This is a genomic window from Microbulbifer pacificus (assembly GCF_002959965.1).
Taxonomy (GTDB): Bacteria; Pseudomonadota; Gammaproteobacteria; order Pseudomonadales; family Cellvibrionaceae; genus Microbulbifer; species Microbulbifer pacificus_A.
Window position 1 is genome coordinate 266428 of sequence record NZ_PREV01000027.1, and the last position, 20427, is coordinate 286854.

Consider the following 20427-nt stretch of genomic DNA (forward strand, 5'->3'; position numbering starts at 1 on the left):
TCTACGAAATTCCTACATGAAATTACTTTTGTTGATTGACAGAATTGAAAACGGGGGCGCGGAGAGGGCCCTTACACGATTGTATGATCAGTTAAGGGATAACTGTGATCTCATTGTAATTGCGCCTAACTTCCCACCTAACTCCAAAATTGATCTCAGTGATAAGGTGGTCATGGATCTTCATATAAGGGAACGCGATGGATTGCTCGGTAAAGTGTTTTCTGTTTTTGAGTATGTTTTCAAACTTTCAAAATTGAAGCGCGATCTAGATGTTGACTGTACTATTTCCTTTTTAGAGAGGTCGAACATCGCCAATGTTGTTTCTGAAATGATCTCGTTAAGATTTCGGAAAACCGTTGTCAGTGTTAGAAATAATTTGTCATTGCAGTACAAGAAATTTGGACTCCTATTTCGGTCTATTGTTAGGGTGGCTATTTCAGTTTTCTATTTTTTTGCTGGTAAGGTTGTATGCCTTTCTGAAGGTGTTCGAAGCGATATTCAGCAGTATTTATTGTTTGGTGGCAACTCGGTTACTATTTACAACGGATATGATTTTGAAAAAATAAAAAGCCTCGCATTGGTGAGAGATGATGGGCTTATGAAGTGGCAAAATTCGGTTTCCGGTTGCAGTTGCAATTTTATATTTGTGGGTAGGCTGTCGGAGCAGAAGGGGTTGGGAATATTTTTGCGTGCCTTCGCGATTGCTGCGGAAAAATATCAGCATATATCCTTGTCGGTATTCGGAGATGGCGAAGATCGTGATCAGATCATGAGTGAAATTGAATCGCTAGGGCTGACTGGGAAGGTTTTTATACATGAGCCTGTCGAAAATGTATTTTCATATGTGGCTTCTGCCGATGTTTTTGTATTTCCGTCAAAATGGGAGGGCTTTGGGAATGCGCTTGCTGAGGCCATTTCACTGGGAAAATTTGTCTTGGCGGCGGATTGTAAATATGGGCCAAGGGAAATGCTCGGTGTATCTCGAGATTTAAATGATTCAAAGTTTTCTGTGACAAAAAATGGAATTTTATACTCGAATCCAGTAGAAGATGATGACCCAGTAAGTACTTGTTTTCTGGCGCTAGATGAGTGTATTCGTTTAATCCAAGAAGGTAGGGTTCAAATTTGCCCAGTTGCGTTGAGTGACTTTCGGAGGCGCTTTTCAGTGCAGAGTGCTCGCAAAGATTGGATTTCCCTTTTGACGTAGTCGAGGTCTTGTGTTTTATGGATTTTCCGGATTTCATGATTGTTGGGGCCCCTAAGAGTGGGACATCGTCTCTTTTTCAGTGGTTGTCTAGAAACCCCTTGCTTGTGGGTTCTGACCCCAAAGAAACTTATTTTTATTTGGATGAGGGTTTTTCAGATTACAAAAAGTTTGATCTTTCATATTTTAGTTCAGATGAAAGCAAACCATCGTTATTAAAATTTTTTCGTGGTGTGCCCTCAGTCGATAAATTTCTATTTGAAGCTACGGCGCAAAACTTGTACTGCGAACGTTTGATTGAGGCTCTGTCGGACCGATCTGATGTGCCAAAAATTATTATCTGTCTTCGAGACCCAGTATTTAGAATTCAGTCAACTTACGAATATTTCACTAACAATAATTCAATTGAAGGTGCGCATTCTGATTTTTCGGGGTATGTAAATGATATTCTGCTGAATGGCAGCAATACAGGGAAAACAATATACGATAATGCGCTCGATTGGTCGTTATATGAGAAATGGGTAAAGAAATGGGATGAAGCGGTCGGTGAAGGAAATGTCTTTCTTTGCACCTTCGAGGAACTTGTTAGTTCACCGGGAACTGTGGTCTCTGATATTGAAGATTGGTTGGGTGTTCCTCATCAACCGAGTTCCACATCAGAATTTGTTGCGCATAACGTTACTAAGCACGTCAAAAGTCAATTTTTTCACCGTGTTATGAAAGGCGTGGGAAAATTTGTCCCCAAGTCAAAGCTGAAATCATGGGTCAGTAGCGTACTTTTTTCAATGAATTCTAAATCTCCTCAGCGAGTGATACCTTCTGCGGAATTTGCCAGCCTGTATGAAGTGTTGTCTGTTGGGTATCCTTGGCTTAAGCGAAGAGGTGTGAATGTTAGCAAATGGTGGACGCCGGAATGATTGATTTAAGTGGGTTGCCTCTGTCAACTGAGTTTTCGGTTTCTGAGGTTTTTGATTGTTTTGCTCAATCGAAAAATTCCTTCACATGTACGTTTATTAATCCCCATTCATTTTATTTAGCCAAGAATAACTCTGCATATGTTGAGGCATTGAAAAAGTTTGATTACGTATTGGCTGATGGTATTGGGGTTGTATCATATGCGAAAAAGGTCGGCGCTGACTCTGTTTCGCGATTTAGCTTTGACAATACATCTTTGGCCCCCAAGGTCTTCGAAACTTGTAGGAAGATGGGCTTGAAGATCGGGGTTGTCGGCGGCGTTGCGGGCGTTTCCGATCGTTTTGCTGAGCTTATTGGAAATGAATTTTCTGGTTTGGACATTATCTCGATTTGTCACGGATATTTTACAGATGACGAGATTCTAAAATTTGTGGTCGATGCTAACGTTGACGTTTTGTTGCTTGGCTTAGGAGCCCCAAGGCAGGAGTTGCTGGCCTGTAAAATCAAAGCGCTCCCTGGAAAGACATTGCTTTTTACATGCGGTGGTTTTTTAGATCAGCGGATCCTTTCGAAAGCATACTATCCAAAAATCATTGACAAATTTAATTTAAGATTTCTTTATCGGTTGGTTAAAGAGCCTAGGCGGTTATGGCGCCGTTATTTAATCGAGTATCGAGTGTTTGCTTTTTTGTGGGTTAAGGCAGTGGCTCATGCGAATAAACATAGTTGATTTTCCGCGAAATTTAGGATTTGCCTTGCCATTTGCATGGTTTTTTGGCTTAGACCAATTGGTGGTCGTCCCAGCTCTTATGCTATTTTTCCTGATGGTTGTCAGTAGATACGGCTGGATCAGGTTGTCAGACCCTTTAGAATTATGCTTTCTAGCTATATCTATTTCATGTATTCCTTCTTTGTTAGTAGCGTCAAACTATGGTTTGTGGTTTAAGTTTTTCTCGGCATTTTTCTCTGCATTTTGCTATCTGTATGCATTGCGAGTTGTGTGTGAAAGGGGGGCGGAGCGAAATCTGACGATAGTAGGACTCGAAAAATCTATATGCTATTTGAGCGCATTTGTAGTAGCTACGTTTTTTGTGTATTTGGCTTTTGGCGGCATCGAATTTAAAACATTGTTGTTCCCACTGGCTAATTCTGACAGCTATTTTTTGAAAAGCTTGGCGATTCACTCATTGGGATCTGCATTTGATGATTTTTCTGGAGTTGCACCTCAGAGGTTTAGCGGGCCATTCTTTAGCTATTCCAGCATGGCAATGGCCGGGCTTCTTTTGGTTCCAGTTGTGCAGATGGCTAAGTGGCGGATTCAGTTTAAATTTTTCACTGTGTTTTTGATTGCTATAGCGGTCATTAGTACGGATTCCAGGCTTGCTATTGTTTCCTTGGCTTTCTATTTTCTATTTTTTTTGTGTTTATGCATCTTTGAAGTTTCTCAATTTAGGCGGGCAGCTTGGCTTTTTTCTATTTCGGTGGCTTTCGTTTTCGTTGTTATTGTCATGTTGTACTGGCCGGATCTGGCTGCATATGTCGAATCTTCGATATTTGATGTTAGGTCTGCCTCGGCTTTTACTCGCTTTAAGATATATGAAGAAAGTTACTTTGGCTTTTTGGAAAGGCCTTGGTTTGGTTGGGGTAACTCCGTCCCTCTAGACGATAGCTCTCAACGCTTTTCCGCAGGGACTCATAGTTCATACGTTGCTATGGGGTTTCAGCATGGAATATTTTCTCTTGTTGCTTATGTTTTATTTTGGGTGATAGTTCTTGGTCAGATCGCCCGCATATTGATTTCCCCTGCAGGCACGTATTCGTTGAAGGCGAAATTGTATTCGTTGGGAATGCTTTGCTTTTTCATTAGAGAGTCAATGGATACTTGGTGGTGGGATCAAATGTTGTTTTTCTTAGTGTTAAATTATATTGCTTTGTTTCGAGTTTTTGTGGGAGGTGTTCCGAAGAACGCGCGGACTGGCTTTTCAAAGTTTCAAGGTGCTTGATATTGTTTTCGGGATTATTCTATTTTTAATGCCGACGTCGTCACTCTGGATGTAAATGGTATTTCATTTCTATGAATTTTAAAGCCGTTATGGAAAGTGGCCGCTATGAGCTGTTATTCAGCACCGGACTGAGTCTTTCTGTTCGCGTGCTGTCCGCGCTTGCCGCCTTTGTCACAAGCCTGGTGATTGGCCGCGAGATGGGGGCCACGGAATCCGGCTACTACTTTCTTGCCTTCAGCCTCGTCACCTTTATTGCCGGTGTCAGCCGCATAGGGTTGGATAACACCATTCTCCGCTACGTGGGCTCGGCATTTACCGAGCACAGCTGGCACTGTGTCCGCTCGGTGGTAAGCAAGGGGCTGCTGTTGGCAACTGGTGTTGCGTTGTTAGCAGCGGTTCTTTTGTCTTTTGCCAGTGTTCCTCTGGCGGTGCATGTGTTCGGTAAACCCGAGCTGGCGCCGGCGCTCGCGGCCATGGCGCCGGGCGTGGTCGGGCTCTCGGTGTTTACTTTACTGGCGATGGCGCTTCAGGGGTTGCGCCGGATTGTGGCGTCGGTGATGACGCTGAATATTTTGAGCAATGTGTTTCTGGTTGCGCTGCTGCTGGGGCTTGGCCTTTCCAGCGCCGAGCATGCCGCTTGGGCCTATAGTGCAGCAGCCATGTTCACCCTGTTGTGTGGCGGTTTTTTTTTGTGGTCGGTGCTGCGCCGGTTGCGGGCGCAATCTCCCTGCCTCGTTGAACCCCAGGAAATTTCCTGGCGTGAACTGTTCCAGAGCTGCATGCCGTTGTGGGTAGTGCTGATTATGAGTCAGCTGGTGCAGTGGTCGGGGCAGTTCATTGCCGGTGCTTATGTAGAACCGGCGGCGGTGGCTCAGTTGGCGGTGGCGATGCGTACCGCGATGCTTACAAGTTTTGTACTGATGGCTGTGAATCTTGTGGTCGCCCCGCGTTTTGCCGCCATGTACAAGCAGGGCCAACTGAAGGAGCTGGAAAAGCTCGCGCTTACCTCTGTAAAGCTGATGGTACTGTTTGCGTTGCCCATTGTGGTGGTGATGCTCGCGTTCCCGGAGTTTTTAATGGGGTTGTTTGGCGAGGGCTTTAGCGGCGGTGCGCACCTGCTGCAGATTCTGGTGATCGGCCAGTTTGTGAATGTGGTTACCGGCTCTGTGGGCTACCTGCTCACCATGTCTGGTCATGAAAAGGATTTCCGCAATACGGTGCTTATCTCCGGTCCCATTGCCGTCGGCCTGGCTTTTGCATTAACCCCCATTTGGGGGGCAACCGGCAGCGCCATTGCCACTGCGGTCGCGGTTGCCACGCAGAATCTTGTGGCGGTGTGGCAGGTGAAGCGGCGGTTGGGATTCAATACATTGGTGGTTTGGCGCCGCTGATTTTCGCTGTCATTTTTCGCTTGTTTTTTCCTGTTATTTTTTTCGCGCCCCTGTTGCACGGGGGCGTGGTTATCTATTTGACCCTTTCGGGCTATTTGGGAAGTTTTTTGTCTGTGATAGAAATTCGCCACGTGAAGTTGTTTGCTCGCCTGCTGTTTGTTGTGGTGCTGGGCGTTGCGCTGTTTGCGGGCATGAAGTCCCGGCCCGTGCCTCAACTTGTACCTCATTTCGACCTGATGTTGCACGGTGGTGTGTTTGCGCTGCTGGCTTCGCTTTGGGTGCTGGCGGTGTCGCGCCGGTGGTGGGGTTGGGGGCTGCTCGGGTTGCTGTTGCTGGGTGCGGCGCTGGAGTGTTGGCAGGGCTGGATGATGCCGGCGCGCACGGCTTCGCTTGAGGATATGGCAGCCAATGCTTCCGGTGTGCTTGTTGGGGGTTGTGTGGCCATGATTTTGGCCCGCTTCTTGCCTCACAAGTTGTGAAGGTTGTTTGCTCTGGTTGTTGTTAATTTGACCGATGCAGCATTATTTTTCGGTCTTTGTCACTTTGAATATTTGAACCTCGTCACACCTGTGGCATGATCTCCGCCCATATTTAGAGGCCCGGTTTGGGCCCGCGTTTTGTGAGCGGCGGCACATGCAGGTGCTGCTTTTTCGGCTGGGGAACGGTCGATTTTTGGGGCAGGGTTTTGGGGAGGACTCATGGGGGAAGGATCCGTGAAACAGGGATGGATTCGCAGCCACCAGTCTGGTTTGGCTGCACTGTACCGATTGCTGGATGCACTCTTGATCATCGGTACGCTGATTGTCTGCTGTAACTATTTCGGCATTGCCGTAAGCAAAGACTGGATCATCGCCGGCCTGGTGGCCTCGGTCAGTTTTGCGTTTATGGCGGAGTCTCTCAATCTCTACCGCTCCTGGCGGGCGGACAGCTACCTGCACATGTTTGGGATTACGGCCATCTCCTGGGTGGCGGTGTGTCTGTTGCTGATTCTGATTTCCTATTTTTCCAAAACCGGTGAAACCTACTCCCGCCTGGTGGTGGGCTGCTGGTTTGTGGGCACCTTGGCGCTGTTGAGCGGCTGGCGTTATGGCTTCCGCCAGATTCTGTTTTATCTGCGCGCGCACGATCACAACACCCGCTCGGCGGTAGTCATCGGTGTGACCGATGCCGGTTTGCGCCTGGCGCGGGATCTGGGCGGCGAGCCGCACCTGGGTATCCGCGTGAAGGGTTTTTACCGGGTGCCGGGGTCGGAGAGTTGCGGCCAGGCATTTGGGCTGGCCGGCAGTGTGCCGGTGGTAGGCGATGTGGAGCAGGCCGTGGCTGCGGCCAAGGCCGGTGAACTGGATCTTGTTTACATTGCACTGCCCATGCGTGAGGAGCCGCGCATTGCGGAAATCCTGCAGGCGTTTGCCGATACCACCGCAACGGTGCATGTGGCCACGGATCTGTTTGTGAACAACCTGCTGCACGCGCGCTTTTACCAGGTGGGCAGCACCAGTCTGCTGAGCGTGTACGACACGCCCATCGAGGGTATCAACAGCTGGCTGAAGCGTATGGAAGACCTGGTGTTGTCTTCCATCATCCTGACGCTGATCTCTCCGCTGATGCTGGCGATTGCCGTGGCGGTGAAGTTGACGTCCCGGGGCCCGGTGATTTTTAAACAGCACCGTTACGGGCTGGATGGGCGCCCGATCAAGGTGTGGAAGTTTCGCTCCATGACCACGCAAGACAATGGCAATACCGTGGTGCAGGCCAAAAAGGGTGATGCCCGTATTACGCCGCTGGGCGCCTTCCTGCGCCGTACTTCTCTGGATGAGCTGCCGCAATTCATCAATGTGCTGCAGGGCCGTATGAGCATCGTCGGCCCACGCCCCCATGCGGTGGCGCACAACGAGCAGTACCGCGCGGTGGTTAACGGTTACATGCTGCGGCACAAGGTAAAGCCGGGTATTACCGGTTGGGCGCAGGTGAACGGCTGGCGCGGCGAGACGGATACGGTTGAGAAGATGAGCAAGCGGGTGGAGCACGATCTGCAGTACATCCGCAACTGGTCTCTGTGGCTGGATATCCGCATTGTGTGGATGACGCTGTTCAAGGGTTTTGTGGGCAGCAACGCGTATTGATGGCGCCGGTGCGACGGTTTCAGATTACACGCCATTACAGCCCGTAGAGAACACCACATTTATGTGGTAGTGTTCCGCGCTTGTCGTGATGTGTGTCACAAAACATTGGGGGATACCGGGCGTCGTTCGTCTGGTTCAGGTCTGCTGCGGAAATAAAAGCGGGCCCGGGAAATAAACTTAGGACCATTGGATAGGAAACATGACCAAGCTTAAATTGTCTGCGGCTGTTTGTTTGATCACCAGTTTTGGGGCGGGCGCGGCACTGGCTCAGACCGAAGCGGCGGCGGTGAAATTGGGGAGCGGTATCAACTTTACCCCGACCCTGAATATTGACCTGCAAAACGACGATAACGTTACTAACGCGGAAACCAACACCATCGAGAGCGTGGTGGCGGTCATCAATCCGAATTTCCTGTTGTCCGCCGATGACGGTGTTTCTGCGTACAGCGTGAATTACTCTCTGCTGCGCGGTGAGTACTTCGACAGCGAAGACGACAACTACACCGACCATTTTGTAACCGGCACTGCGGGTTGGGAGCTGAACGCGCGCAACCGTCTGGAGCTGTTCGGCAACTTTACCGATGGCCACGAGCCGCGCGGTACCGGGTTCTCTCAGGGTTCTGGCAATGTGCAGAACGAGCCGGACCGTTTCAAAAGCAGCGACATCAACGGTACCTACACCTTTGGTGCGGAAACCGCCAAAGGGCAGCTGGTGCTGAACCTGGGTACCGCCGATAAAGATTACGAAGGCGGCATGCGCACCGCTGGCCGCGACCGCGGCACCGACTACGGCTCTGTTACCTTCAATTACAACACCGGCGGCCGCACCAGGCTGCTGGCGGAAGTGGGCCGCCGCGAGATCGGTTACGACTACACCCCGGTGGGCGTGGAAACCCTGGACAGCGCTGAAATGCGTTACCAGGTGGGCGTGACCTGGGAAGGTACCGCAAAAACCACCGGTACCATCAAGGTGGGTAGCCGCTCCAAGGATTTCGTGAGCGGCGAGCGTAAAGACTACACCGGCCCGAGCTGGGAAGCCGGCATCCGCTGGACGCCGAAAACCTACAGCGCGTTTGATTTCAACACCGCGCGCCGCAGTGATGAAACCAGCGGTGTGGGCAACTTCATCGACGTGGAGAGCTACACCCTGAGCTGGCACCACTCGTGGGCGGACCGCCTGAGCAGCCAGGTGACCTTTGATCACTCCATCAACGACTACCTGGGTTCCCGCGTAGAGCGCGAGGAAGACATCAACACCGGTACCCTGCGCCTCAATTACCAGGCCCAGCGCTGGCTGGCGTTTAACGCGGGTATCAGTGTGTCTGACAAGGATTCTTCCGCGGCGGGCTTCAGCTACGAGAAGAACCTGACCTTTATCGGCCTGCAGGCCTCCCTGTAAGCCAGTGTTGTTTGTTTGATACAAAAACTTGACCGGTAAACCTATGGGTATTTTTACCTCGTTTCAGCAGCGCGCACTCCGCGCTGCTTTTGTCTTTCTGGTGGGGATGATTGTGACCAGTGCGTACGCACAGGACGCAACCAGGGCCGCTGGCGATTATCAGCTGGGCTCCGGCGATAAAATCCTGATCAGTGTCTACGGGGAAGAGGATCTCACTCTGGAGACTATTCTCAGCGACAGCGGGGTGATCAATTACCCCTTCCTGGGCGAGCTGAAAGTGGTGGGGCTGACCCTTTCCGGTCTTGAAAGTCTGATTGTGCGGGGGTTGAAGGGGGATTACCTCATCAATCCCAACGTGCACGTTTCCATGCTGGAATATCGCCCCTTCTTTATTAATGGGGAAGTGGAAAAGCCCGGTGGCTATCCCTTTCAGCCGGGGCTGACCATCAGCAAGGCGGCGGCACTGGCCCAGGGCTTTACCGAGCGTGCCTCTGAAAACAAGATTTTTATTATCCGTGGTGATGATGCGAGCCAGACCAAAGTGAAAGCGGAGCTGAATACGCTGCTGCGCCCGGGCGACATCGTCACTATTGAACAGAGCTTCTTCTGAGGTACCAGCAGCCCATGAACGCGCAAGCAAACCTGCACCAGGAGCGTATGCTTCAGGAAGAAGTCATCGATCTTCGCCAGTACTGGCGTATTGTCGACCGTTTTAAATGGCGTATCGCCGCACTTTCCATTGCCGTAACCATGATTACGGCCATGGTGGTGTTTTCCATGACCCCGCGCTACCAGGCCACCGCCACATTGATGATCGAGGCGGAACAGGCCAAGGCGCTCTCCATCGAGGAAGTGTACGGTCTGGATTCCAGTCGTAAGGAATACTTCCTCACCCAGTTCGAGATTCTCAAGTCCAAGCGCATTGCCGAGCGCGTGGTGACGCTGATGGGCCTGGATTCGCATCCGGAGTTTGATCCGGAGCAGCAGGAGGGCGGTTTTAGTATCCGTGCCATGCTGCCGTTCCTTTCCCAGGAAGAACCTTTGAGCGAGGAAGAGGCCCGCCAGGTAAAACTGCAGCAGGTCACCGAGGCGTTTATCGAGCGCCTGAGCATTGCGCCGGTGCGCAATACGCAGCTGGTGAAAATTACCTTCGAATCCGAATCGCCGAAACTGGCGGCGGACGTGGCCAACAAGGTGGCCGAGGTCTACATCAACAGCCACTTGGAAGCCAAGCTGGAAATGACCCAGCAGGCCACCACCTGGCTGAACAGCCGCCTGGATGATCTGCGCACCAAGCTGGAAGAATCCGAGGCCCGTTTGCAGGCGTTCCAGGAAGCGGAAGGTCTTGTCGACGTGGAAGGTGTACGCGGTCTGGGCCGCCAGGAACTGAATGAAATCACCGAACAACTGCTGATGGCCCGTAAAGAGCTGAAGCAGGCGGCGAGTATTCGCGAGCTGGTGCGGATGAGTGGTAGTGATATCAATGCCCTGGCGAGTCTGCCAGAGGTGCTGAACCACAGCGTGATTCAGGATGTGAAGCGCGCGGAAGTGGAAGCCTCGCGCAAGGTCTCCGAGCTGGCACGCCGCTACGGCCCCAAACATCCGAAAATGATCGCCGCGGAAGATCAGCTGGAATCGGTGCAGGCGAAACTGCACGACGAAGTACGCCGGCTGGTGGCCGGTATCGAGAGCGAATACCAGGCGGCGTTGAGTAATGAGCGTTCATTGCAGGAAGAGCTGAATGCCACCAAGGCCGAGTATCAGGTAACTTCCCGCAAGGAAACCCGCTATCAGGAACTGAAGCGAGATGCGGACGTCAACCGCCAGCTTTACAACGCCTTCCTGACGCGTTTCCGCGAAACCAGCGAGACCTCCGATTTCGAAGCGGCCAACGCCCGTCTGACCGACCCGGCAGTGGCGCCGCGCAAGCCGGCCAAGCCGAAGAAGGCGCTGATCGTTGCCCTGGCGATGGTGGTGAGCGCGATGATGGGCGTGATGCTGGCGTTCCTGTTCGAGGCGCTGAACGATGGCGTGCGCAACCCGGACGATGTGGAAAGCAAGCTGTCGCAGCGCATGATCGGCCTGCTGCCCTGGGTCGAGCACCAGAAAGACGAGCGCCTGAGCCTGCGCACTTTCTTCCAGTCTGGCCAGCACCAGTTCTCGGAGGCGGTGCGGACGCTGCGTACCAGCCTGGTGCTCTCGCACCTGGAAAAGCCGGCGAAAGTGATTTCCGTAACGTCGTCCATTCCCGGTGAGGGCAAGACCACCGTGTCTGAAAACCTGGCCTTCTCACTGGTGCAGATGGAAAAGGTACTGTTGATCGACGCGGACATGCGCCGCCCCTCCGTGGGCAAGGATTTCGGCTTGCCGATTTACCAGCCGGGTCTGTCCAACCTGATCGCCGGCAGCGCGAGTTTCGATGAATGCGTGCACCGGGATGAGAACAGTGGTCTGGATGTGATTCCGGCGGGCGCGGTGCCACCAAATCCGCAGGAGCTGCTGGCATCCCCGCGTTTTGAGCAGCTGCTGCGCGAGCTGGGTGAAAAGTACGACCGCATTATTCTCGACACTGCGCCCGCGCAGGTGGTGAGTGATGCACTGGTGGTATCCCGCGTGGCGGATTCCATGCTGTACGTAGTGAAGTCCGACAGCACCCGCCAGAAAGTGATTACCGATGGTATTGGCCGTCTGCTGCAGGTCGGTGCCAAGATTGACGGCGTAGTGCTGAACCAGGTGGATACCTCGTCCAAATCCAGCGGCTACGGTGAGTACTACGGGTATTACGGTGGCCGCTACGGCTACGGCGCTGAAAACGCGGTGGTCGCCGAGGAGGCCGCGAAGGCCAGAGCCGGTAAAGTGGAAGAGAAGCAGCCCGAGCTGGCATGATCGACCTGCACTGCCATTTGTTACCGGGCATCGATGATGGTGCCCGCGATCTCGACCAGGCGCTGGTACTCGCCAGGGCCTCTGTCGAGGACGGCATCACCCATTGTGTGGCCACCCCGCATATCCATACCGGCCGCTTTCCCAACAATCTTTCTACGATTACCAGGGCCTTCAACCAGCTGCGTACGGCGCTGGAGGAAGAGGGGATTCCCCTGCAACTCGGTATGTCTGCCGAGATCCGTTTGTCCGAAGAAATCCTGAATATGGTGCTGCTGAAGCAGGTGCCTTATCTCGGCGAGTGGGAAGGCGAGCGAGTGTTGCTGCTGGAGTTGCCTCACAGCCATATTCCTCCGGGTACGGAACAGCTGATCCGTTGGCTGAGAAAACAGAAGGTTCGCCCGATGATCGCGCACCCGGAGCGCAACAAGGATGTGATGCGGGATTTCAATAAGGTGCTGCCGCTGGTGCGCGAGGGGTGCCTGTTTCAGGTAACCGCCGGTGCGGTCGCCGGGCATTTTGGTGAGCCGGCGCAGGAGCGCGCCATTCAGTTGCTGCAACAGGATCTGGTGACCATTCTCGCCACTGACGCCCATCACGAAGTGCGCCGCCCTCCGGTGCTGAATGCCGGGCGCCTGGCGGCAGCGGAGATCGTGGGAGAAGACAGGGCCTGGCAGCTGGTGCGCGAAAATCCGGGTAAAATTGCGGCTTTGCATTTTTCCTGAGTGCGATCACCATGAACACCCAAACCTTTGCCGAGCCCTCGTCTTCCGGTCGCCGCCGTCGGCGTTCGAGAAGGCGCGCATCACCCGCGGCGAAGTTCCTTTCCTATATATGGCCCAGTGACGTGAGTGCGGCTCGCAAGCTGGGCGTCTGGGTTTCCGTTGCGGCGCTGGTCTGGCTCAGTGCACACGCCGCCGCGTTGGGGCTCGCGCATCTGCAGGTGTTGCGGGTGGAGAATCAGCTCGCCTATTGGTACAAGCGCGGTGAAGTCGCGTCTTCCGCGTCTATGGTTTCTGCGCTGAAGGCCATCGAGCAGGCCAATCGCCTGCACCCTGATAATCCCTACCAGCTCACCTTACAGGCGCGTTTGCTTGAATGGCGCGCCTACAATGGCGGCAACATTGTTCCACAGGACTACCGCGATGCCCTGCGATTGCACCAGCGCGCGGCGGCACTGCGCCCCCTGTGGCCGGATAGCTGGGCGGATATGGCACAACTCAAGATCCGTCTCGGCGAATTCGACGGGGATCTGGATCACTACCTCACCCGCGCCGACCAACTCGGCCCCTACACCCCCGCCGTTCACCTGGCCATCGCCCAGGCCAACCTCCCGCGTTTGCCAACACTTTCCGGTGGCCAGCAGGAACTGCTGAAAACACACCTGATCCGCGGTGTGCAGGATCATCGCACCAAAAATCAGGTGATTGGTTTGGTAGAGCAATACAATCGCCAGCCGCAGGTCTGCCCGTGGCTGGAAGGCGAAAAGCACTTCCAGAAACTCTGCAAGTAACCTCCCCTGTAGGCTCCTACAGCGAAGCTCCTCTTCGATAAAACTCCACACCAACACGTTCGATATGGTCGAGCAACTCCGGGCTTTCCAGCTCTGAATAAATGGAAAGATCGAAGGAGTAGGGGGTCAGCAGCTCGTCGATTTCGGTTTCAATCTGGATCAGGTGGAGGGGTTGTAGCTCTGGCCCGATAAGGGTGAGATCAATATCCGACCCCTTGCGGTAGTTGCCTTTCGCCCGGGAGCCATAGAGCAGGGCGGACTCCACTTCGGGATGACGCTCAAAAACCTGTTGGAGACGGGTGATGGTTTCACTCGACAGCCCCCAGGCGCCGGATTCAATGGCCATGGTTTGAACTCAGTTGCTGCATCTTCCGTTGAAAGGACCGGAATAACGGATAGTAAACATCCCGGGTTCTTTCGATGATGGCGAGCACCGTTTTTTCATCATAGGCATGCACGGCGCGATTGCGGTCTGCAATCATGGCCATCCAGCTGTCGCCGTCTTCTATCAGTTCATTCTTGAAGGCGAACCGGGTGGCATCGCGAGATCCCATGATCTGAGTGTCTCCCTGGTACCTGGCGAAGTCTTTCAGAACATTCCACGCCAACTCATGTGTGAACTCAAATGCCTTGATGAATCCCTGCTTTTCGATATTGGAGAGGGCGCGCTGATGCTGAAGCTCCACGGCTTCCTGTAACTGCGCCAACGCCTTCTGATAGTTTTCGAACCGCTGCAGCCAACGGATATCCGGGGCGGTCATGGGAATAGAAATCCTCTGGCGGGTGGGTATTTGAAATGATGTTGTGAAGTATAAAGGCCTGTCAAAACCCGGGCCAGAAACGTATGGGGAACTCGCTCAAAAATTAAACTGGCACTCTCGCGCCAAACTGGTAGACTGCGCAGCCTCTCGCCCCGGCCCCGACAGTGGCTGTACAGGGGCGACAGTCATCATGGGTAGCAGACCTCCTCGCCACAGGCCCCTGTCATAGAGTGGAATAAGCTTGAAATAGCCATGACACTGCTAAAAATCTACTGCACGTGCGCTTGACGGCGCCCGCTCGCGACGATTTTTGAGCCGTGCACCGGTGCTATTAATGGGCTTCTTCGCCTTGCCCAGCAATTCTTTGCCGTGAGCTATGGTTACCCCGTGGGGGCCCTATTGGGGGTCTTTACTGGCGCCGCCGCTCTGGCCCGGCCTTTATTATTCAAGTGAATTCAACATGACCGATTATTCCGAAGCCACTGGTTTTGACCAGTTGGGCCTGCCGACTGAAATTCTCGAAGCCGTCACCAAACTGGGTTACGAAACCCCCAGCCCGATTCAGGCGCAGACTATCCCTTCACTGCTGGAGGGCCGCGATGTGCTGGGCCAGGCCCAGACCGGTACCGGCAAGACTGCGGCGTTTGCCCTGCCACTGCTGGCAAGCCTCGATCTGCGCGACAAGCGCCCCCAGGCGCTGGTACTGGCGCCCACCCGTGAACTGGCCATTCAGGTGGCCGAGGCCTGTCAGTCTTACGCGGCCAACCTGAAGGGTTTTCACGTTGCGCCGATTTATGGCGGCGCCGACTACCGTGGCCAGATCCAGCAACTGAAGCGCGGCGTACAGCTGATTGTGGGCACTCCGGGCCGCGTGATGGACCATATGCGCAAAGGCACCCTGGACCTGTCTTCCCTGAAGATGCTGGTGCTGGATGAAGCCGACGAAATGTTGCGCATGGGCTTTATCGACGACGTGAAATGGGTGCTGGAACAGATTCCGGAAGAGCGCCAGATCGCGCTGTTCTCCGCCACCATGCCGCGCGAAGTGGCGGCGATTGCCCGCGAGCATTTGCACGATCCGGTGGAAGTGAAGATCAAGGTCAAGACGGAAACCGCCGAGACCATTCGCCAGCGTTACTGGCCGGTGGGCGGTCTGCACAAGATGGATGCCCTGACCCGTATCCTTGAAGCCGAGCCGGTGGACGCGACCATTATTTTCGTGCGCACCAAGAACGCGACGGTGGAAGTGGCGGACAAACTTGCTGCGCGCGGTTTCGCCAGTGCCGCTCTGAACGGGGATATGGCGCAGGCCATGCGTGAGCAGGTGATCGACAAGCTGAAAGCCGGCAAACTCGACATCGTCGTGGCCACAGACGTGGCTGCGCGGGGGCTGGATGTGAAGCGCATCAGCCACGTGATCAACTACGACATTCCCTACGATACCGAAGCCTATATTCACCGTATCGGCCGTACCGGTCGTGCCGGTCGCGAGGGCGATGCGATCCTGTTCGTGGCGCCGCGCGAGCAGCGTATGCTGCGCACCATCGAGCGCGCCACCAAGAAGGCCATCGAGCGTCTTGATCTGCCGACGGCGGCCGCGGTAAACGCGTCGCGTATGGAGAAATTCCAGCAGAAAATCACCTATACCCTGGCCGGCCGCCGCGACCTGGCACCGTTCCGCGATCTGGTGGAAAAATATCTGGAAAACAACGACGTTGATCCGCTGGATGTGGCCGCCGCGCTCGCCGCTATGGCCCAGGGCGACCAGCCGCTGCTGCTGGATGAGCGCGAGCCTGCGCGTCAGGAGTTCCGCGAGCGCAAGCCGCGTCGTGACTTTGGGGATGACGACTTCGAAGACCGCAAGCGCAAGCCGCGTGACAAGAAGGGTTTTGACAAGGACAGCAAGCGTATTCCCGGTCCCGACGAGGGCAAGGAACGCTACCGCATTGAAGTTGGGCGCGAACACGGCGTGCGCCCGGGCAGCATCGTCGGTGCGATTGCCAACGAGGTGGATCTCGACAGCTCCTATATCGGTCGTATCGAGATTTACCCGGAATACACCACCGTGGATCTGCCGGAAGGTATGCCGCAGGAAATTTTCCAGCACCTGAAAAAGGTGCGGGTCAATGGTCGGCCGATGAACATTGCCCGCTTTGACGAATCGCGCGTGAAATCCGGTGGTAAAACCGCGCCGGCGTTCAAGAAGCGCAAGCCGAAGAAGTCATTCGACTGATCCGGTCCGGGGGCTTTCCTCGCAAATGAAAATGGGCACCTCGCGGTGCCCATTTTTTTACATTCCGTTTACTTCCCACTTATCTTCACTTTGCCAAACGGCAGCATCTGCCGCAGTGTATTGTCTTTGGTGATCAGGTGGTGCCACAGCGCACCGCCGATATGCAGCACCAGTAATACCAGCAGTGCGTTCCACAGAAATTCCTTGTGCAAAAACGCCAGTTGTTTGGCGAGCGCTTCGTTTTTGGCCACGAAAGACGGCAGGTCAAACAGCCAGAAGAGGGTGGTGTCCCGCCCGGCAAACTGGCGCATCAGCAGGCCGGTCAGCGGCATTCCCAGCATGATCACATACATCAGGCTCTGTACCAGCAGCGATACCGGCTTCTGCAGGCCGCTGCCATAAAGGGTGGGGCGGCCGTGGGTGGCGCGCCAGTACAAACGTGCGAGTGCCAGAAACAGCACGCTGAACCCCAGTGAAAAGTGCACCACCATCCACCAGCTGCGCATGGGGTCGCCCCGCTCGTAGAACTCGTGCAGCTCCACGGAGCCCCAGGCAAAAAGGATAAAAACGGCGATCAGCCAATGCAGGGTTTTGAGTGCAGGACTCCAGCTGCTGGCATTCTTGTTCATGGCGACTTCCCCTTCATTTTTGGTGCGCCAGAGCTTAACGATTTTTTACGTCGATCGCCTCCTGTGTTGCGTCGGGGTAGAAAAATACGCCTCCATGGTAAATTTAAGCTTGCTGATTATTTTGATCTAAATGATAATGCTTCGCATTAGAAGCCTGTAAGGCCGCTACCAGATCTTCATAACCACTGACTGTTGGGGTAATCACATGACCAAGCTGACGAGTATGGATAAACTCGCCATTCAACCTTCTGTTCAACATGCCAGCGATGCGTTCCGGAAGAAGCCGCTCGCGGGCCAGTTTTCCCGATTCTCCCAGCTCTCCCTGGCGGCGGCCGTTGTCGGCCTGATGAGCTCTGCCCACGCCGAGCAGACGCCCACCGAAGAGAGCCGTACACCGGAAGTGGTCGAGGTGACCGATCGCCTCGAAGAGCAGAAGCCCAGTTCGGTCAAGTTTGCCCGCCCGTTACTGGACACCGCACAGACGATCAATGTGATTTCCGAAGATGTAATGCAGCAGCGCGCCGCCACCACGCTGCGGGACGTGCTGCGCAATGTTTCCGGGATCAGCATGCAGGCCGGTGAAGGCGGCGCACCTCCCGGAGATCAGTTCTCCATTCGCGGCTATAGTGCCCGCACGGATATTTTTGTGGACAACGTGCGCGACTTCGGTGGCTACACCCGCGATCCTTTCAATCTGGAGCAGGTGGAAGTGGTGAAGGGGCCGTCCTCTGATTACTCCGGTCGTGGCTCCACCGGTGGTTCTGTCAACCTGGTGAGCAAAACCGCGAACCTGAGCGATACCACCCGCAGCAATATTCTTGCCGGTACCGACAGCTATGGCCGCGCGACCCTGGATGTGAACCGTACCCTGGATGGCATCGAAAACGCGGCAGCGCGTATCAACATCATGACCCACGAGCAGGACCTCGCCGGCCGCGATGGCGTGAGCAATTCCCGCTGGGGTGTGGCGCCGTCACTGGCCTTCGGCATCGACACGGATACCGAGGTCAACCTGAGCCTGTTCCACCTGTCCCAGGACAATACCCCGGACTACGGTATTCCGTGGGTACCGGCCGACAATGAACCTCTCGCCGACTACGCTGATGCTGCGCCGCCAGTGGATTTTGAGAACTGGTACGGTCTCAAGTCCCGCGACTATGAAAAGGTCGACACCACCATCGGTACTGCGCAGGTTACTCAGCGCCTCGGTGAAAACGCGAGCTTGAACAACACCACCCGCTGGGGTGTGACTGGCCGCGACAACATGGTGACCGCCCCGCGCTTTGTCAGCAACGACAGTACTGATATTCGCCGTAGCGACGAAAAGTATCGCGATCAGGAAAACACCATTTTCAGCAATATGACCGATTACTCGCTGACGATTAATCCCGGCAGTAATTGGGAGCATCGCATCATTGCCGGTGCGGAAGTGAGCCTGGAAAGTGAAAAACGCTACACCCGCGAGCTGACCGGGGAAGATTCACCGGCAACGGATCTGTTCAACCCGAATCCGAACGATCCCTACCTGGAAAATTATGTGAATACGGGCACCTACAGCCTGGGCGAGTCCACCACTCTGGCGGCCTACCTGTCGGATTCCGTACAGATCAACGAGTACTGGCAGATTAACGGCGGTCTGCGCTACGACCACTTTGAGCTTGAGTACACCCCCGATGGTGAACCGTTGCTGGAGCGCACCGACACCATGTTGAGCTACCGTGCAGGCCTGGTATTCAAGCCGGTGTCCGCGGGAAGTATCTATTTTGGCTACGGCACCTCGTTTAACCCGACTGCGGAAGGCATGTCTATTTCCACCAGCAGCCGAACCCCGGGTATCGCAGATCTGGAGCCCGAAGAGAACCGCAGTTTTGAGCTGGGTACCAAGTGGGAGCTTGCCGGCGGGCGTGCGCTGTTGAGTGCCGCGCTGTTCCGCACCGACAAGGTCAATGCCCGCACCCAGGATCCGGATGACCCCAACGATGTGCTAGTGCTGGATGGCGAGCAGCGTGTGCAGGGGCTTGAGCTGGGTGCTTCCGGTGCGATCACCGACAATCTGAGTGTGAACGCCGGTTACGTGTATCTGGATTCCGAAGTGCTGGACAGCAAGGACGCGGATGAAGTGGGCAAGGAGCTTTCGAACTCCCCGGAGCATACCTTCAACCTGTGGGCCAACTACCAGTTTGGCGAGCAGTTCCAATTTGGATTGGGTGCGCAGTACGTCGACGACCGCTACAACAGCACTGCCAATACCCGTGTCGCACCGGAATACTGGATTTTTGAGGCCTCAGGCGTTTACGCTTTCAGCAACAACATCAGCGCGCAGCTCAATCTGCAGAACCTGACGGACGAAGAGTACATCGACTTTGTGGGCGGTGGTCACTTCATCCCGGGGCTCGGTCGTACGGCGCTGCTGTCACTGAACTTCAACTACTGATTGCAGGGTAAATAGACGTGCTGTTGGAAATCCCCGAAATCCTCAGCTCGCAGCAGGCCGCCAATATGAAGGCGGCCCTGTTGCAGGCGGAGTGGGTGGATGGGCGGGTAACCGCCGGGCACCAGTCCGCGCAGGCGAAGAAAAACCGGCAGCTGCCGGAAAATGCTCCGCTGGCGCGGGAACTGGGTGACATGATTCTGCGGGCGCTGCCCGCGAGCGCCCTGTTCATGTCCGCGGCGTTGCCGCAGCGGGTGTTTCCACCGCTGTTCAACTGCTACGAGGGTGGGGAACATTTCAACAACCACGTGGACAACGCGATACGGCGCCTGCCCACGGGCGGGCAGATCCGCACGGATCTGTCCTGCACGCTGTTTCTTTCGGAGCCAGACGAGTACGACGGTGGCGAACTGCTGATCGACGATACCTACGGTGCTCACTCGGTGAAATTGCCAGCGGGCTCGCTGGTTTTGTATCCCTCCACCAGCCTGCACCGGGTGACACCGGTAACCCGCGGCAGCCGCGTGTCGTCGTTCTTCTGGATCCAGAGCCTGGTGCGCGACGATGGTCAGCGCACTTTGCTGTTCGACCTGGACATGTCCATCAATCGCCTGCGGCAGGAGCTGGGTGATCACGAAGCCATCGTGGCGCAGACTGGTGTCTATCACAACCTGCTGCGGCGCTGGTCCGAGCCTTAGCGCTTTCTTTCCGGACCTTCTCTGGTTTTTCGCTGGTGATTGGTTAAGGGGTGCGTGGGATACCGAAGCAAGGCAACTAGAGCCTTGATGCAGTAAATGACATATGAGTCGTAGGTCGGTTTCAGGAGTAACTGAGCTTCCAGGTTAACCCAATCAGGCGATTCATGTGGATTACCACTTCTGCCTGAACTCTCTCCGGCGAGATGATATGGCGAACTCACTGTCGACATAGGCGCGACGTAAT

18 protein-coding genes are annotated in these 20427 nt (G+C 54.6%); 15 read left to right on the top strand and 3 right to left on the bottom strand.

The annotated features are described in order from the left end of the window. Positions 1-16 precede the first annotated feature (16 nt). From C3938_RS11920 to C3938_RS11975, 12 genes are all read left to right on the top strand, one after another. Positions 17-1207, top strand: coding sequence for a glycosyltransferase (locus C3938_RS11920; protein WP_105103521.1), 1191 nt, complete (start codon positions 17-19; stop codon positions 1205-1207). A gap of 17 nt (positions 1208-1224) precedes the next feature. Then, on the top strand, positions 1225-2121 hold the full coding sequence (locus C3938_RS11925; protein WP_158681670.1) for a sulfotransferase family protein: 897 nt from the start codon (positions 1225-1227) through the stop codon (positions 2119-2121). Beyond that, positions 2118-2849 carry a WecB/TagA/CpsF family glycosyltransferase gene (locus C3938_RS11930; protein WP_158681671.1) on the top strand — a complete coding sequence of 244 codons (732 nt, stop codon included), beginning with the start codon at positions 2118-2120 and terminating at the stop codon, positions 2847-2849. Before C3938_RS11925 ends, C3938_RS11930 begins: the two co-directional genes overlap by 4 nt. Continuing rightward, the gene (locus tag C3938_RS11935; protein WP_105103524.1) at positions 2830-4122 is read left to right on the top strand and encodes an O-antigen ligase family protein; all 1293 of its coding nucleotides are present in this window, start codon (positions 2830-2832) and stop codon (positions 4120-4122) included. Before C3938_RS11930 ends, C3938_RS11935 begins: the two co-directional genes overlap by 20 nt. Before the next feature lie 71 nt (positions 4123-4193). Continuing rightward, positions 4194-5513, top strand: a complete 1320-nt coding sequence (locus C3938_RS11940; RefSeq protein ID WP_105103525.1) for an oligosaccharide flippase family protein — start codon at positions 4194-4196, stop codon at positions 5511-5513. Further along, complete coding sequence (locus C3938_RS18090; RefSeq protein WP_199775592.1) at positions 5459-5992, top strand: hypothetical protein; 534 nt, start codon at positions 5459-5461, stop codon at positions 5990-5992. Before C3938_RS11940 ends, C3938_RS18090 begins: the two co-directional genes overlap by 55 nt. 219 nt (positions 5993-6211) lie before the next feature. After that, positions 6212-7636, top strand: coding sequence for an undecaprenyl-phosphate glucose phosphotransferase (locus C3938_RS11950; protein ID WP_105103526.1), 1425 nt, complete (start codon positions 6212-6214; stop codon positions 7634-7636). A 199-nt stretch (positions 7637-7835) separates the two neighbouring features. Next, positions 7836-9035, top strand: a complete 1200-nt coding sequence (locus tag C3938_RS11955) for an outer membrane beta-barrel protein (RefSeq protein WP_105103527.1) — start codon at positions 7836-7838, stop codon at positions 9033-9035. A 43-nt stretch (positions 9036-9078) separates the two neighbouring features. Beyond that, entirely contained in the window at positions 9079-9645 is a 567-nt protein-coding gene (locus tag C3938_RS11960; protein WP_105103528.1) for a polysaccharide biosynthesis/export family protein, read from the top strand. Between the two features lie 14 nt (positions 9646-9659). Then, positions 9660-11921 carry a GumC family protein gene (locus C3938_RS11965; protein ID WP_105103529.1) on the top strand — a complete coding sequence of 754 codons (2262 nt, stop codon included), beginning with the start codon at positions 9660-9662 and terminating at the stop codon, positions 11919-11921. Beyond that, positions 11918-12643, top strand: coding sequence for a tyrosine-protein phosphatase (locus C3938_RS11970; protein WP_105103530.1), 726 nt, complete (start codon positions 11918-11920; stop codon positions 12641-12643). Before C3938_RS11965 ends, C3938_RS11970 begins: the two co-directional genes overlap by 4 nt. 11 nt (positions 12644-12654) lie before the next feature. Continuing rightward, the gene (locus C3938_RS11975) at positions 12655-13431 is read left to right on the top strand and encodes a VpsP family polysaccharide biosynthesis protein (RefSeq protein ID WP_158681672.1); all 777 of its coding nucleotides are present in this window, start codon (positions 12655-12657) and stop codon (positions 13429-13431) included. A gap of 16 nt (positions 13432-13447) precedes the next feature. On the opposite strand, the gene C3938_RS11980 is transcribed toward C3938_RS11975, so the two are convergent. Beyond that, positions 13448-13777: a nucleotidyltransferase domain-containing protein gene (locus C3938_RS11980; protein ID WP_105103532.1), complete on the bottom strand. Its 330-nt coding sequence runs from the start codon at positions 13775-13777 to the stop codon at positions 13448-13450. Beyond that, positions 13767-14192 carry a nucleotidyltransferase substrate binding protein gene (locus tag C3938_RS11985; protein WP_105103533.1) on the bottom strand — a complete coding sequence of 142 codons (426 nt, stop codon included), beginning with the start codon at positions 14190-14192 and terminating at the stop codon, positions 13767-13769. The genes C3938_RS11980 and C3938_RS11985 overlap by 11 nt, the downstream gene beginning before the upstream one ends. 460 nt (positions 14193-14652) lie before the next feature. On the opposite strand from C3938_RS11985, the gene C3938_RS11990 reads away from it, so the two are divergent. Continuing rightward, complete coding sequence (locus tag C3938_RS11990) at positions 14653-16425, top strand: DEAD/DEAH box helicase (protein WP_105103534.1); 1773 nt, start codon at positions 14653-14655, stop codon at positions 16423-16425. A 68-nt stretch (positions 16426-16493) separates the two neighbouring features. Here the strand turns inward: C3938_RS11990 and C3938_RS11995 are convergent, their stop codons facing one another. Continuing rightward, positions 16494-17054, bottom strand: a complete 561-nt coding sequence (locus C3938_RS11995) for a cytochrome b (RefSeq protein WP_105103535.1) — start codon at positions 17052-17054, stop codon at positions 16494-16496. A gap of 205 nt (positions 17055-17259) precedes the next feature. Here C3938_RS11995 and C3938_RS12000 point away from each other — a divergent pair, with 205 nt between their 5' ends. Both C3938_RS12000 and C3938_RS12005 read left to right on the top strand, forming a co-directional pair. After that, positions 17260-19488 (top strand): TonB-dependent receptor, encoded by a 2229-nt coding sequence (locus C3938_RS12000; RefSeq protein ID WP_105103536.1) that lies wholly within the window; start codon positions 17260-17262, stop codon positions 19486-19488. A 17-nt stretch (positions 19489-19505) separates the two neighbouring features. Further along, positions 19506-20183 (top strand): Fe2+-dependent dioxygenase, encoded by a 678-nt coding sequence (locus C3938_RS12005; protein WP_105103537.1) that lies wholly within the window; start codon positions 19506-19508, stop codon positions 20181-20183. Positions 20184-20427: the final 244 nt, after the last annotated feature.

What these genes read in the sequence shown, in the direction of transcription:
- C3938_RS11920 (WP_105103521.1), top strand. Translation starts at nt 17, where the DNA reads ATGAAATTACTTTTGTTGATTGACAGAATTGAAAACGGGGGCGCGGAG.
- C3938_RS11925 (WP_158681670.1), top strand. Translation starts at nt 1,225, where the DNA reads ATGGATTTTCCGGATTTCATGATTGTTGGGGCCCCTAAGAGTGGGACA.
- C3938_RS11930 (WP_158681671.1), top strand. Translation starts at nt 2,118, where the DNA reads ATGATTGATTTAAGTGGGTTGCCTCTGTCAACTGAGTTTTCGGTTTCT.
- C3938_RS11935 (WP_105103524.1), top strand. Translation starts at nt 2,830, where the DNA reads ATGCGAATAAACATAGTTGATTTTCCGCGAAATTTAGGATTTGCCTTG.
- C3938_RS11940 (WP_105103525.1), top strand. Translation starts at nt 4,194, where the DNA reads ATGAATTTTAAAGCCGTTATGGAAAGTGGCCGCTATGAGCTGTTATTC.
- C3938_RS11950 (WP_105103526.1), top strand. Translation starts at nt 6,212, where the DNA reads ATGGGGGAAGGATCCGTGAAACAGGGATGGATTCGCAGCCACCAGTCT.
- C3938_RS11955 (WP_105103527.1), top strand. Translation starts at nt 7,836, where the DNA reads ATGACCAAGCTTAAATTGTCTGCGGCTGTTTGTTTGATCACCAGTTTT.
- C3938_RS11960 (WP_105103528.1), top strand. Translation starts at nt 9,079, where the DNA reads ATGGGTATTTTTACCTCGTTTCAGCAGCGCGCACTCCGCGCTGCTTTT.
- C3938_RS11965 (WP_105103529.1), top strand. Translation starts at nt 9,660, where the DNA reads ATGAACGCGCAAGCAAACCTGCACCAGGAGCGTATGCTTCAGGAAGAA.
- C3938_RS11970 (WP_105103530.1), top strand. Translation starts at nt 11,918, where the DNA reads ATGATCGACCTGCACTGCCATTTGTTACCGGGCATCGATGATGGTGCC.
- C3938_RS11975 (WP_158681672.1), top strand. Translation starts at nt 12,655, where the DNA reads ATGAACACCCAAACCTTTGCCGAGCCCTCGTCTTCCGGTCGCCGCCGT.
- C3938_RS11980 (WP_105103532.1), bottom strand. Translation starts at nt 13,777, where the DNA reads ATGGCCATTGAATCCGGCGCCTGGGGGCTGTCGAGTGAAACCATCACC.
- C3938_RS11985 (WP_105103533.1), bottom strand. Translation starts at nt 14,192, where the DNA reads ATGACCGCCCCGGATATCCGTTGGCTGCAGCGGTTCGAAAACTATCAG.
- C3938_RS11990 (WP_105103534.1), top strand. Translation starts at nt 14,653, where the DNA reads ATGACCGATTATTCCGAAGCCACTGGTTTTGACCAGTTGGGCCTGCCG.
- C3938_RS11995 (WP_105103535.1), bottom strand. Translation starts at nt 17,054, where the DNA reads ATGAACAAGAATGCCAGCAGCTGGAGTCCTGCACTCAAAACCCTGCAT.
- C3938_RS12000 (WP_105103536.1), top strand. Translation starts at nt 17,260, where the DNA reads ATGACCAAGCTGACGAGTATGGATAAACTCGCCATTCAACCTTCTGTT.